10 protein-coding genes and 1 pseudogene are annotated in these 14,027 nt (G+C 38.9%); 3 read left to right on the top strand and 8 right to left on the bottom strand.

What is annotated here, in order from left to right:
• Positions 1-518 precede the first annotated feature (518 nt).
• From ADU73_RS05340 to ADU73_RS05330, 3 genes are all read left to right on the top strand, one after another.
• A complete protein-coding gene (locus ADU73_RS05340; protein WP_052694549.1) occupies positions 519-1,721 on the top strand; it encodes a GGDEF domain-containing protein in 1,203 nt (400 codons plus the stop codon).
• A gap of 272 nt (positions 1,722-1,993) precedes the next feature.
• Positions 1,994-2,704, top strand: a complete 711-nt coding sequence (locus tag ADU73_RS05335; RefSeq protein WP_046872168.1) for an EAL domain-containing protein — start codon at positions 1,994-1,996, stop codon at positions 2,702-2,704.
• A 261-nt stretch (positions 2,705-2,965) separates the two neighbouring features.
• On the top strand, positions 2,966-3,451 hold the full coding sequence (locus tag ADU73_RS05330; RefSeq protein ID WP_046872167.1) for a glutathione peroxidase: 486 nt from the start codon (positions 2,966-2,968) through the stop codon (positions 3,449-3,451).
• 110 nt (positions 3,452-3,561) lie between these two features.
• Here ADU73_RS05330 and ADU73_RS05325 read toward each other — a convergent pair whose 3' ends face one another.
• The 8 genes and pseudogenes from ADU73_RS05325 to ADU73_RS05290 form a co-directional block, all read right to left on the bottom strand.
• Positions 3,562-4,767: a metal-dependent hydrolase family protein gene (locus ADU73_RS05325; protein WP_046872166.1), complete on the bottom strand. Its 1,206-nt coding sequence runs from the start codon at positions 4,765-4,767 to the stop codon at positions 3,562-3,564.
• A gap of 146 nt (positions 4,768-4,913) precedes the next feature.
• Positions 4,914-5,681 carry a sulfite exporter TauE/SafE family protein gene (locus tag ADU73_RS05320; protein ID WP_062913249.1) on the bottom strand — a complete coding sequence of 256 codons (768 nt, stop codon included), beginning with the start codon at positions 5,679-5,681 and terminating at the stop codon, positions 4,914-4,916.
• 82 nt (positions 5,682-5,763) lie between these two features.
• Positions 5,764-7,189 (bottom strand): annotated as a pseudogene (locus ADU73_RS05315) (MFS transporter).
• Between the two features lie 311 nt (positions 7,190-7,500).
• The gene (locus ADU73_RS05310) at positions 7,501-8,751 is read right to left on the bottom strand and encodes a KxYKxGKxW signal peptide domain-containing protein (RefSeq protein ID WP_062913248.1); all 1,251 of its coding nucleotides are present in this window, start codon (positions 8,749-8,751) and stop codon (positions 7,501-7,503) included.
• A 136-nt stretch (positions 8,752-8,887) separates the two neighbouring features.
• The gene (locus tag ADU73_RS05305; protein WP_046872129.1) at positions 8,888-10,057 is read right to left on the bottom strand and encodes a cation:proton antiporter; all 1,170 of its coding nucleotides are present in this window, start codon (positions 10,055-10,057) and stop codon (positions 8,888-8,890) included.
• An 18-nt stretch (positions 10,058-10,075) separates the two neighbouring features.
• The gene (locus ADU73_RS05300; protein WP_046872128.1) at positions 10,076-11,407 is read right to left on the bottom strand and encodes a dihydrolipoyl dehydrogenase family protein; all 1,332 of its coding nucleotides are present in this window, start codon (positions 11,405-11,407) and stop codon (positions 10,076-10,078) included.
• Positions 11,408-11,434: 27 nt separating this feature from the next.
• Positions 11,435-12,406 carry an ABC transporter ATP-binding protein gene (locus tag ADU73_RS05295; RefSeq protein WP_046872127.1) on the bottom strand — a complete coding sequence of 324 codons (972 nt, stop codon included), beginning with the start codon at positions 12,404-12,406 and terminating at the stop codon, positions 11,435-11,437.
• A complete protein-coding gene (locus tag ADU73_RS05290) occupies positions 12,403-13,932 on the bottom strand; it encodes an ABC transporter permease/substrate-binding protein (protein ID WP_062913247.1) in 1,530 nt (509 codons plus the stop codon). The genes ADU73_RS05295 and ADU73_RS05290 overlap by 4 nt, the downstream gene beginning before the upstream one ends.
• Between the last annotated feature and the right edge of the window lie 95 nt (positions 13,933-14,027).

Genomic DNA, 14,027 nt, shown 5'->3' with positions numbered 1-14,027 from the left:
CTGGCCTGAAGGGCAAAAATTTAGCTCGCAAGCGACCCACACGGCCCCACATCAGCGCCGGAACGAAACTAAAAGCAGGTAAAAACTTAAATAAAATCTAATTAGAGGTACTACCTACTAAAATTTGACACATACATATGCTTGGAACCATTTTAAAACCTAACTAATTTGTGTTAAACTAGCCCATAAGGTGCCAAATCTTATCAGACAATTGTCTGATGCGTGCTAAAACACGCCGCACTATTTAATATAGTGCTTTACAAGCAACCATCCCGACTACTATGATGGTTGTTTTTTTGTATTCTGCGTTCAAAATATTTAAGGAACCATCTAAAGCCAAATTTTTAAAAGCAGTTAATTAATGGGCTTAATTTTTCTGCCTAAATCCACTTTTTTGTCCTCTATTTTTTTGATATAATTAGGATCCGCGCCCTGTATCGTTAACAAATACAACGGGATTTTTTATATTTAAAACTATCTGGCTTATTTCATATCATTTTAGTTAAGAGATGAATTTTTTGACACAACACGAATGGCTATTGTCACCCTTATTTACTGGGATTTTTGTCACCCTTGGAATTATTTTGTTTTTCCAGCTAATTACCCGTTCAATGATAACCCACTCTAGGACGGAAGAAAAACCGATCAATTATTTAGTGGGTCGGCTATCCATTTTAAGTGTAGTTTACTTTTCTATATTGGGAGTGTACTTTGAATATGCTGCTGCCCACACCAAGCAAGATGTGGCATTTGTAGATTTTCGATTATTGCTATTATTCTATGTCATTATTTATTTGGGACAGCGAACCAGTTTAATTGTGATTTTATCAAGCTTCATTGCCCGTGCGGCATTCTGGGGTCTCACAATGGGCACCCTTTACTTTGTTCTTACCACGGTTCTCATCTATTTGTTTGTAAGTGTTATTGTATACATTGTTCGATATTTCCATCTAAATCAATTAATCTTGATCGGGCTGTTAGATATCGTTGTCGGTGTGTTTTGGATAGTCTTTCACTTCATTCGTTTCCGCTATTTTAATGATGTAACGGTCTCTTCATCTTGGTATTATTGGATGGCCTTTATCATTATGAACTTTTCTTTGTACTACGGACTGACGCGCTTAAACAATGAAAATGACTACTTAACCAGCTTGACTCATCAAGCAAGTACTGATCCACTGACCAAACTAAAAAATTATTCCGTATTCAAAAAAGATTTTAATGAAGAATTCCATGCTTTTAAAAACGTCGATCAGCCATTAACAATGATTGCCTTTGATATTGATCATTTCAAACGTGTAAATGATCAGCATGGTCATTTAGCTGGTAATGCCGTTTTAAAAGCTGTTAGTCACCTCGTTGCCGAAAAAACGAAAACTATTCCTCAAGCAAAGTGCTACCGGGTGGGTGGTGAAGAATTTAATATTCTTTTACCTGATGTTACTTTAGAACAGGCTGCAAAATTTAGTTATCAGCTCCAGTCTGAAATTCGAGAAACAACTTTCAAAATCAATGAAAACAAAGCTATTCAGGTAACCATTTCTATGGGCGTTTCGACACTTCAAAAATCAGATGTTACACAAAATCTATTATACGAACGTACCGACCAAATGCTGTACCATTCAAAAGGTAAGGGACGCGATTGTGTCACCGTATCTAAACCGGAGACAAGTGATCCCAAGTCACTCTACGGCCAGGAAAAGTTTTCTAATAAAATTTAAATTAAAACCCTTCATATTTTCTATATATGAAGGATTTTTTAAAAAATTGAGTTTGTTATTATCACCATGGACAATTAGTTCCCGTTACAGAATCGAATTTGTTGCCCCAGCAAACATATTTAAACACCAAGTAACGCGTACCATCCCGTATTTTTCTATTGTGCCTTCAAAGATCTGTGATAAAATTATGTCGTTATCGTATTATTCAATTTACAAAAAGAATCAATATTTGGTGTCAAAAAGTTTTGAGCTCTAGGTCGGAGGAAACTATTATGATTCGTTTTTGGGGACAACCAAAATTCCTTTTATACCCATTACAACCAATTGGTTACGAACTCTTTTTGCGCGAAAAAGTGACTAATGGTTGGGTTTTACCGACTGATTTTAAACGTTTCCCAGCGCAGCAAATTGCTGAGCTTCTGGTTCGAACAACATCACAATTCGCAGCTAAGTTTAAAAATATTTCTATTAACTTAAATCCTGAACAGTTTGTCGATTCAGACTTCTGTAATGCACTGCAAAGCACTAAAGAGCAGCTTTTGCCAGTTACTTTAACGGTTGAGCTCACAGAACATAACAGCCCCACGCTAGTCACTGAATCTCAAATCTACGAAGCTGCCAAACACTTCTCTGCTTGCGGCATTGACCTGATTATCGATGACGTTGGTTTTGGGAACAATCAGCTTAAAAGAATTCAATCTCTAGACCCTTTTATCCAAGAGTACAAATTTGGCATGCAAAATTTTCGCACAAATAAAGTTCTAGATAAATTGATTCCGCAACTAATATTCTGGAATGAACAGGCTCAAAAGAACCACAAGTTGTTTACAGTCGGGGGAATTGAATCAAAGGATGATCTCCTCCTCCTCAGTGATTGTAAAGTTGACATGCTGCAAGGGTTTGCCCTTGGCCATCCTGTTTACTTACCCACATCTGATGATCGGACTGCCACAACCGTTCTACCCTTTAATAAGGCTAATTAATTCAAAAATGGTGTTTGACTTAATTAAAGTCAGACACCATTTTTCGATTGTTCACAACTTACTTGGTAAATTTCTGTCGGTCTGGACTCTTCAAATTTGCTTTAATGACGGCAAGAACAGATATTTTAACTTAGTAATATTATCACGAGTTTAATAAGTCATTAAATATTTTCCAAACACACAAAGTTAAAATCTTACCAGAGCATTAAACACCAAGCTTTTCTTGTAAATAGTTATAATAAAAGCAAGGAGGTACTAGACATGTCAATATATGATTACACAGTAATGCTAGAAAACGGCAATACCTACTCATTATCAAAATATCGTGGTCACCCTTTAATTATCGTGAATACAGCAACTAAATGTGGCTTTGCCCCGCAATTTAAACAACTTGAACAACTCTATCAGCAATACAAAGATCAGGGACTGGTCGTATTGGGATTCCCATCTAACCAATTTAAACAAGAAGTTGCTACCAGTGAAGAAGCCGCTGCAGCTTGCCGTACGACTTATGGAGTTAGTTTTCCCATGCACACCATTGCGGATGTCAACGGCAAAAACGCCTTACCTTTATTTAATTATTTAACCCAATCTGCTCCAGGCGCCTTGGGCTCTGCCATTAAATGGAACTTCACTAAGTTTTTAGTGGATTCTGAAGGCAATGTTGTAAAACGTTACGCACCCAAAACCAATCCTTTAAAGATGACAGATGAAATCGAAAAAGTCCTCAGTAAAAACGTAAAATAACTTAAAAACATCCAGACCTGTAAAAAGGTTCTGGATGTTTTTAAGTTTCCTGAATTCTTTCAAAATATTGATCTCGTTATTTTAACCTGTTACAAACATCCCTAAACTTTTTACACAACTAGTTGGCCTTTTTTATAAATGGCTTTGTCCACTTGTTGCACTGCCTCAATTTTTTCCAAAGGATTTTCCTTCAACACTAAGAAGTCGGCAACCTTTCCAGCTTCCAAACTGCCATAATCATCACTAATTTTTAATAAATCAGCCGCATAACTGGTCGTCCCCAATAGTGCTTGATAAGGAGTTGCCCCAATTTTATGAACCATTAAAGCCAATTCTTCCCAGGTCCCAGTTTTAAAACTATTAAATGGGGTTCCAGCGTCCGTTCCGGTCACTAGCTTGACACCTTTTCTAAGCGCCATTCCGATGTTTTCATAAAAGGCTTTTTCGACTTGTTTATTCTTTGCCATCATGTATGCTGGGACTTTACCTTTGCCGTACTCAGAAATACATGCTGGCGCATTTAAAGTTGGCACTAAATAAACATGATGCTCCTTCATAAATGTCGCCTGTTTTTCATCTATATAAATCCCATGTTCAATTGAATCAACTCCGGCATCCAGTGCCAATTGAATCCCTTGATGACCTTGTGCATGTGCCGACACAATCATATGTTTCGAATGAGCTTCCGCAACTGCCACTTTCATTTCACCGATACTCAACTCGGTATCATCTACTTGATCACCTGCTGACATGACCCCACCCGTTACCATTAATTTAATATTTTTTGCTCCATTCTTAAACGCGATTCGTACTGCTTTGCGCATTTCGTCTGGGGAACTAATTAAATAAGAAAAATTAGTACTGCCATTTTCATTCTCAGGTGAGTCACCGTGACCGCCAAATATAGAAAATGGGCGCCCGCTTGGCACAATTTCAGGTCCTAAAACTTTGGTTTGCTTTGCAATTTTATTTAGCTTGATATCTGTATTAAACGCACAGCCGCATTCACGAATGTAGGTCACGCCAGAATGCAGGAGATCTTTTAAATTCTGCAACGCCGTAAAAGCAACTTCGGTTTCTGTTAAGAAATCCATTTTATTTGTTACTGGATTTAACATGATGTGGGTATGGGCATTAATCAATCCCGGCATAACGTACTGGCCGTTTAAATCCACTTGAGGATTATCATTTGTAGGTGTACCAGTCCTCATCTCTGTAAATTTTCCAGTTTCATTGTCAACTGTAAAGTATGTATTGGGTATAATTTTGTTATCGATCCCGTTAAATAAGTTAGCATTCGTGTAAGTTGTTTTCATTTTTGCATTTTCCTCATGTTTTCTTAATATTTACTAATTTAATTTTAACATTGATGGAACCATTTAGAAACTCATAATTGTTTATGTAAACAAAAAAACGATTTTCACTAAGAAATTTCTCAGCAGAAATCGAATTCCAATAATCTTTAAAAGTATGCGGTATAAAATAGATAACCCGCTAATCCAAAGGCAGCAAACGCGATGATCGTCCGTAACGGTTTAACCGGTACATGGCGAACCACCACTGGACCGGTGTAGCCACCAATAAACATCCCAATCCCAAGGGGAACCACCATCCACCAATAAACTTTGGTTGTAAAAGCATAGATAACAAGCGATAAAATATTTGTCATAAATGCGGCAAAATTTTTAATTGCATTGGTTACGGCAAAGGATTCGTTCAAAGTTACAATGAGAATCGACAACAAAATTATCCCCGCTGACGCTCCAAAATACCCAATATAAACACCAACTAGAAAGATTGCAATATTTTTTAAAATAACAGTTTTTAAACTACTCTGGTCAGTTTTAGCTTGCGGTGGTTGCCGTCTAAATTGTGACCATAGCATCAAAACTCCTGCCCCAAAAACCAAAAATGGAACCACCCGTTCAAAGGTCGTCGCTGGCGCAAATACTAGTAAAACACTTCCAACGACACCACCCATTAGGGTATAGGTGGTTACTTGCCAGGCCGTTTTTCGACTATGGTGTAATTCTCTTAATGAAGACAAACTAGATCCGGCTCCTGTAAAAATCAAAGCGGCCGTATTCGTCACATTCGCGCTAACTGGAGGTAGTCCTAACAAAAGTAATACCGGATACGAAACCAATGACGCCAATCCGGCAATTGACGAAAGCAGACCAGCGGCTATTCCTGTAACCAATAAAATTATAAATGTAAGCCATAGTGACAAAATTGCTACCCTCTTTTTTAGGTTCTTTATACAAAATTACTGAAAGTCATTCGTTTCAATACATTTCCCGAAAATCAATAAATCATTCCACTTTAACGCCCGCATTTTTTTCCATTCTCTGAGCCCAGATATTGATTCCCAAAGAAATTAGCATCAATACCAAAGCAACCAACATGATATTATGAAGACCGTTATGTAAAATTACCCGCATTTGTGGAATTAGGTGGGCTGGTAACGAACTAATATTAGTTGCATCACTTAGCTTATTCATCATCTTCATCGTAATCGTGCCATTTGACCGATTAACGCCCTTTCGAAGAGCACCATTCATGACTAAACCAAAAATTGATGCGGTGAATGTTTGACTAAGCATTCGAATTAAGAAACTAAACGAAGTCGCAACGGGAACATCCTCTTTATCGGCATCCTGTTGAACCTTGACTTGGAGTTCGTTGAAACACGCTCCATTACCAAATCCTTCAAATGCTCCGGCCACCAATAGAACCCAGTATGGCGTTTTAACACCACCAATAACCAGAAAAACAAACGAAATAATCAGCATGATAATGCCCATTGCAATAACTCTTTGTGGTGTAAAATAACGGCGTAATGGTGCTACCGATCCAGAGCCCATAAAATTAGTAAATGAACTTGGAATTTGCGTAGCTCCCCCAACAAGCGCACTAGTTCCCAGCAAGCCTTGAGCCCCACATTGGACTATAGATCAGGAATCCAACAAAAGCACCCCAAATCAATGTAAATAACGCAAAATCGACTACTAAAGCTCGATTTTTAAATAGGCGACTGGGAATAATTGGATCTGCAGCTCTTTTTTCAAAATGAGCCATCCCTGCTAAACAAATAATGGCAACGATAAAGGCAGCACCCACTAAAACATTGTTGCCACTCCCAATCATTTCAATGCCCGTCAATAAACTGATCAAGCCAACACTCATAAAAATGGCACCTGAATAATCGACCGGTTTGGTTTTGTGCGGTTCCTTTTTTAGTTTGTAATAAATTTGGACCAACAAGATGGAAAGTAACCCAACCGGAATATTCAAATAAAAAACCCAGTGCCAAGTGAATGCATCGACAATGAAACCACCCACTAAAGGACCGATGATCGTTGCGGTACTATAGCTTGCCGAAACCAGCCCTAGCACTTGCATACGTTTACGGGGATTTTCATACATCCGCGCATAAATAATGTAAGGTAATGAAACAACCCCACCATTACCGATTCCTGCAATCGTTCTAGCAATAATCAGAAAAACAATATTGGGTGCTAACCCTTGAAGTAAAGAACCCACAACAAAAATTAACGCTGCTAGTTGATAACTACGCTTATTTCCAATATGCTCCCCTAATTTGCTCCATAACGGCGTGCTAACAGCCGTTCCAAGTAAAAACACGGCCACAATCCAGCCCATCATTTCAATTCCGTGGAGATCAGAAATAATGGCTGGTAAGGCAGTGTTAATAATCGTACTATCCAGGCCACTCATCGCGTTCGATAATAATAACGCACAAGTAACAATTAAGATATTTCGTTTCGACAAAAGATTTCTCTTCTTCCCTTAAAAAGTTCACTAACTTTTATATTACAACTTATTTACCCAATGCGGAATAATTGGTATTATTTTTTTCAACCATCAAGCTTTGGTACTAGTTAACTGTTCCGAAAAATGATCAACACCTATATTTTTGGTCGCACGGTATAAGTGAAAAATTATCCAGTAAAACCAAATAAAAAAATAGCCTCCCAACCCACAGTTAGTGAATTAGAATGACTATTTATGCTTGGTTTTATTAAAACTTATTTTCGTTTATCGTGCTGAATTACATATGTTCCGCCAACTAACTCTGAACTGCCACCAGTTGCAAAATCAGATGTCTGAACAGTCATTTCAGAAGATGACTGATCATCCTTATCACTGTTAGCAGATGCTTTTTCAGTTACTTGTGAAGCTTCACTTTGAGCATTACTAATGGCTCGTGACGTTGCTTGGAATTGAATCACTGGAATAGCAGCTTGTTGATAAGAGTCATTTAAATCTGGAACCTCAACTTTTGAAGCCGCTTTGGTGGTTACAAATGCACTCAAATCAGTTAAATAAGCTGTACGATCTACTCGTTGATGCTGCGTTGTACTAATCTGAACCGCATCAGTTGCTTGACTCATCACTTTTGAAATTGTAGCATTCAAAACTGCTGTTTGCGCCGTTTGAGTGGTAGCCGGTGTAGTTACTGCTTTAACAGCCATTGTCGTTGCACTGGTAGCAGCTGATGAACTAGTCTTAGCATCTGAACTAGCCGATTCGGCTGAACTTGCGGTCGAAGATACTGAAGCACTTGAAACTGCAGAACTAGAATCTTCAGAGCTAGCCGCAGAAACTGAGGTAGCTTCACTACTTGTTTGATCAGTCTTCAAATCTGAAGATGATCCTGGGGTAGCTTCACTAGCTGCAGAAGATGCCGCGCTGGTAACCTCTGAACTATTAGAAGCAACCACATTGCTGGCTGCGCTACTAATTGGTGAAACGCTGGCTGCATTTGAAGATGCAGGATAAACAACGCTTGAAGCTGAACTAGCTGTAGTAGTACTCAAGCTAGGTGCCAATGAGGCAGCAACTGAACTACTTGCACTATTTGCAGCAGCCTGCGAACTAGCAATTGCAGAACTTAAAGCGGCACTTGATGCTGCATCAGAAGCCTTCTTGGAATCCTCGCTTGAAGCAGATTTTTTAGAACTGCTTGAGCTAGCTGAAGAAGCGGCACTTGAATAACTAGAAGATGTCTTTGTTTGATCAGCACTACTATAGTTAGCTTTTGAACTAGTAGCTGAACTCATTGCATAGGAATTTGAATATGCATAACTACTTGATTTTGTCTGATTAGAACTAGCTTCTGTTGAATTTGCAGAAGTGTCCGCCGATACATGAGGTGCATTAAATGTCCCTACAGCACTAATGCCCACCAAAACCAGGCCAGCATATAGCCATTGTTTATGTACCTTATACATCTTAAAATGTACTTTACCATTTTGATTCTGTTCATTATTTTTCATGTGATAAACCTCCAGACCTTAAACAGTATAAGAAACTCTTAAGTTCATTATACGACATTTCTTAAGGATTGGGTACTTCTAAAATGATTAATTGCAATTATTTTTACAATTCATACTTTTTTTATTTGAATTTAGCTTATTTAGTTTGTACTTCAGCTTGTACTTTCCGTTGATGGCTAATTGCATTTTTCAATATGAATGGTGCAATCATCGTCACAAGAATGATAACCAAAATCACATCTGAGTAATGAGTTGGATCAATTAAATGAGCAGAAAAGCCAATTTGGGCAGTGATTAGCGCCATTTCTCCTCGAGAAATCATTCCGGCACCAATCACATAATTACTTGCTAAATTGAATCCAGATAGTTTACCGCCAATTCCACAACCAACTAGTTTTGTCGCAATTCCCAGAATTGTCATCAAAACTACAAAACCTAATGATTGGAATAAATGGGAAAAATCCATATTTAGGCCGACACTGACAAAGAACATCGGAATAAAAACGGCATACCCAATTGGTTCAATACTTTGATCAATTTCATCGTGGGCAGGCGTCATCGCAACAGCAATCCCCGCAAAGAAGGCTCCAACAGCACCACTAAGACCAACCATTTCCGCTAACCAAGCCATCCCAAGGCAGATAATCATCGACATAATTGTCCGACTAGAGGTCATAAAAAGTTTATCAGCAGTGCGCATTAAATAAGGGGCAATCCATTTAATGACAAGGTACACGCCAACAAAGTACAGAAGTTGTTTAAAAATAACTAAGCCGAGATTCTCATTTCCAGCGGAATCACCCATCATGCTAACCATAATACTTAACAAAATGACGCCGATAATATCATCGGCAACGGCTGCTCCTAAAATAGTCGCACCCTCTTTAGTGTTCAAGACTCGGAACTCTTTTAGCACCTCCACCGAAATGCTTACGGACGTTGCTGAGAACACAACCCCAATAAAGAAACATTCGAGACGACTGAAATGAAACAACAATCCAGCCCCTCCCATGATCACCACAGGGAAGATAACGCCAATAACAGCCACCACCAAGGCTGGCCGCAGATATTTTTTCAGTAAAGCAATATTACTTTCCAATCCAGCGATAAACATCAAAATGATTACGCCAAGATCTGCAAATGTTTGCACCAGCGTATTTAAATGAATCCAATTTAAAATAGCCGGGCCCAAAACGACCCCGACTAAAAGCTGCCCAATGACCCCTGGGACACCCATTCGTTGGCTAAAATGACCAACAAATAACGTTAAAAATAAGATTAAACAAAGTGTCCCAATAAATTCCATATTGCAGCCTCCATAAGTTTAAATAAGATAAGATAAATCGCTGGCTGCGGTTGGATAAGCGAAAATGGTTTGTTTCAAGTTTTCTGGTGTGAGCTGGCCATTAATCGCCATGGCAAAATAATTAATTAAATCATCCGCTTCGCTACTCATTAAACTTGCGCCAACAACCGCACCGGTTTTTTTAGATGTTATTACTGTAGCATGTGCCAGCGGTTCGTTCAAGCGCCGATAAGTAAACCATCCAGTTAAATCGAGATCTTTAATCTCAAATTGATCTGCTTTTTCTTTAACATCGGCTGCTTTTAACCCTACCATGGCCAAACGGGGTTCTCCATAAACAACGGTTGGGATTGCCGGATAAGCAATTGCTGTCTGATCACCTGCAAATTCTTGAGCCAAATACTGGGCCTCAAATCCGGATACAGGTGTCAACTTAGGTTGCTTTTTGTCCACAACATCTCCAAGGGCAAAAATATTTTCGGTCGTTGTTTGCAAATGGTCATTGACTTGAACGCCACGCTTAGAAAATGTCACACCGGCTTGATCTAACGCTAAGGTATCATCGTTGGGTACCCGTCCCGCTGTACAGAATACTTGATCTGTTTGCAAACTGAATCCTTGGGCACTCACAAGTTCATAGCCTTGCTCGTTTTTTTCAATGCGGCTAACATCCACGCCGTAATGAAATTGCACGCCATTGGCTTCAAGTTGTGAAATTAAACGTTTCACATCAGCTGCCGGGAATGCTTTTAAAGGTCGATCGTTGTGATGCACAATATGAACTTCTGCTCCTGCAGCACTGGCAATGGCGGCAAATTCAAATGCAATATAGCCACCACCCACAAAGGTTACAGATTTTGGCATCGTCGGCATTTTTAAGAAGTCCGTGCTCGTTTTGAAATGTTCTTTACCATCAATTTCTAAAATTCCTGGGCGAGCCCCGGTTGCAATCACAAACTTATCAGCTTTTACCTGTTTGTCACCAACTTGAATCGTATGTGCATCTTTAAATTTCACTGAACCGTCAATAACGGAAATATCAGCATCCTCTAGTCCCTTTTTCGTCCCAGAAGAGACAGGATCCGTAAACGTTTTTTCAAATTTCATTAAATCAGCCCACTCAATCTTAGGAGCCTTTTGAATCCCTTTGCCAACTAAGTGTTCTGCCTGCCGTTTTGCATCCAGGGCTGAAATTAAAACTTTTTTAGGATCACAGCCCCGATTAGGACAGGTTCCACCCCATAAATTTTCTTCAACAATTGCCATGTTTAGATTTTGCGCCTTTAAATCATAGGCCAAAGCGCTACCACCTGGGCCAGCACCAATAATTACAACATCAAATTTATCCATTTTTGAGCCACTCCTTTAGTTTTTAATTTACCGTTGCACTTCGCTCAAATACCTCATAACTTGTTGCCGATTAAGATAACCAACTTTTTTATGTTCATGCATCACTGCAATCACGTCAGTTTCAGCGAGGGTCATAAAAGCACTCTCCAGTGTTGCCGTATCTTCAAGCTCTTTTGCTTTTTCTGAATTATCAATGGTTTTTAAAACGTATCCCGTTTTTATCAATTTAGCTAACGGGGTTTCATACATATTTTTGGCAACGGAACTCGCGAAAAAGTTCTCGACAAACTGATTAGCCGGATGTTGCACAATGTTCTCTGGCGTATCCGTTTGAAGCAATTTGCCATGACTCATCACACCAATTCGATCCCCTAACTTCAGGGCTTCATCCATATCATGGGTGACAAAAACAATGGTATTATGCATTTTCTGATGGAGATCTAACACCAAATCCTGTAATTGGGTCCGCACGATGGGGTCCAACGCACTAAACGGTTCATCAAATAAAACTACGGGTGGTTTAGCAGCAATCGCCCGAATAATTCCAATTCGTTGTTGTTCACCACCAGATAGTTCATCAGGCATCCGATCCCGATATTCATCAGGATCCAATCCAACCTGAGTCAGCAGATCATCCACAATTTTTGCCGTTTCTTTTTTCGGCATTTTTTTCATATCTGGAATAACACTCACATTTTGTGCAACTGTCATGGTTGGAAACAAAGCAATTTGCTGCAAAACATACCCAATATCGAGTCGTAGGCTTTGTGTGTCAATGTCTTTTAACTTTTTGCCCTCAAATAGAATATCCCCGCTTGTTTGAGTAATTAATTGGTTGATCATTTTTAAGGTCGTTGTTTTTCCGCTTCCGGAAGTTCCCACAAGCACAAATAGTTCCCCAGGTTGGATTGCTAAATTTAGATCATGGATGGCTACATTTTCACCAAATTCCTTACGAACATTTTTAAACTCAATAACTGGCACTTTTGGTTTTATCATTTGTCATCCCTCAACAATCCATGAGAAATTAAGTACTGCTTGGCAACTTTTGCAGCGGACTCCTTTTTCACATTCACTTTGTAATTCATTTCTTGCATGTCAGAATCTGAAATCTTACCAGCTAATTTGTTTAAAGATTTCACAACTTCAGGATGACTAGCCGCAAATTTTTCCGTCATGATTGGTGCCCCCTGGTAAGGAGGAAAAACATGCTTGGTATCTTTTAACATCACTAAATTCAGCTGTTTAATCTGACTGTCAGTTGAATAGGCATCCCCAATGTTAATGTTCCCTCGTTGGAGTGCTTCATATCGTAGACTTGCCTGCATGGAATTGACTTTGAAGTCTAACCCATATTTCTTCTTAATTCCTTTTAGGCCATCCGTACGGTTCATAAACTCTAACGTCATCCCAGCATTAATTTTGTCTTCGATTTTGCGTAAATCTCCGATTGTTTTTAAATTATATTTATCTGCAAACGATTTTTTTACAGCCACTGCAAAGGTATTTTGATATTTCATTGGTTTTAAGTACGCGATATCGTCTTGTGATTTAAGGTCGTCTCTGGCCTTAACATAAGTTTGATGGGCATTCAAATTAGTGGTGTTACCCGTTTTTTTAACCAAACTTTCCAGAACCGTTCCAGAAAATTCAGGATAAATATCAATGCTTTTACTTTTAAGCGCATTAAATAAGAAGCTGGTTGTTCCAAAATTTGACTTCAAAGTAACCGTTACGTTTTTATCATCTTGCACAATCAAATCTTTATACATATGAATCAAAATATCTGGTTCAGATCCCAGTTTTCCGGCAATGATGATATTCTCTTTAGGTTGGGCAGCAGCTTGATAACCACTCACACCAATGAATCCTATGATAATCACTGCAACTGTCACAATGACAGTCCGTAGTTTCGCCTTTTGTAAAACTTTGATTAAGGTGCTCAAAACAATTGCAAGCAAAGCCGACGTAATTGCTCCGATTAAAATCAATGATGTATCATTTTGATCAATTCCAAGTAAAATAAAATTACCTAACCCGCCAGCTCCAATTAATGCGGCCAGGGTTGCGGTTCCCACGATTAGGACCAAAGCGGTTCGAATTCCGGATATAATTACCGGAAGTGCAATCGGAATTTCTACTTTAATTAGTTTGCGCATGCGCGACATTCCAAACGCATCTGCCGCTTCTTCTATAGAAGGATCAATTTCGTCAATGCCCACATATGTATTCTGAAAAATTGGTAGCAATGCATAAATCACAAGAGCAATAACTGCTGGCACACTCCCAATCCCGACCAGTGGAATTAAAAGTCCCAACAAAGCTAAGGACGGAATTGTTTGGAGGACACTCGTAATTTGCAAAAGTACTTCGGCCACGCTTTTGTGATGAGTTGCCCAAATTGCCAATGGAACAGCAATTACAATGGCAATCAGTAAAGATGTCAATGATATCTGTAAATGCTGCCACAAAGCTTTAAGAAGCTCGGTTCTTTGATCTAAAAATGTATTCCATAATGTCGTCATAATAACGCTCCAAAAATTAGTTTATAGTTTTATTCTCTCACATTCCGATTAAATTACCATACAATATACTCAAGAAACAGTGTAAATAAAGAGAC

The organism is Pediococcus damnosus (assembly GCF_001611155.1).
Classification (GTDB): domain Bacteria; phylum Bacillota; class Bacilli; order Lactobacillales; family Lactobacillaceae; genus Pediococcus; species Pediococcus damnosus.
The sequence above is the reverse complement of the archived record's forward strand: the minus strand, read 5'-3'. Positions and strand labels throughout refer to the sequence as shown.

Coding starts and splice junctions, on each gene's coding strand:
- ADU73_RS05335 (WP_046872168.1), top strand. CDS start 1,994: ATGATTCGTTTTTGGGGACAACCAAAATTCCTTTTATACCCATTACAA.
- ADU73_RS05330 (WP_046872167.1), top strand. CDS start 2,966: ATGTCAATATATGATTACACAGTAATGCTAGAAAACGGCAATACCTAC.
- ADU73_RS05325 (WP_046872166.1), bottom strand. CDS start 4,767: ATGAAAACAACTTACACGAATGCTAACTTATTTAACGGGATCGATAAC.
- ADU73_RS05310 (WP_062913248.1), bottom strand. CDS start 8,751: ATGAAAAATAATGAACAGAATCAAAATGGTAAAGTACATTTTAAGATG.
- ADU73_RS05305 (WP_046872129.1), bottom strand. CDS start 10,057: ATGGAATTTATTGGGACACTTTGTTTAATCTTATTTTTAACGTTATTT.
- ADU73_RS05300 (WP_046872128.1), bottom strand. CDS start 11,407: ATGGATAAATTTGATGTTGTAATTATTGGTGCTGGCCCAGGTGGTAGC.
- ADU73_RS05295 (WP_046872127.1), bottom strand. CDS start 12,406: ATGATAAAACCAAAAGTGCCAGTTATTGAGTTTAAAAATGTTCGTAAG.
- ADU73_RS05290 (WP_062913247.1), bottom strand. CDS start 13,932: ATGACGACATTATGGAATACATTTTTAGATCAAAGAACCGAGCTTCTT.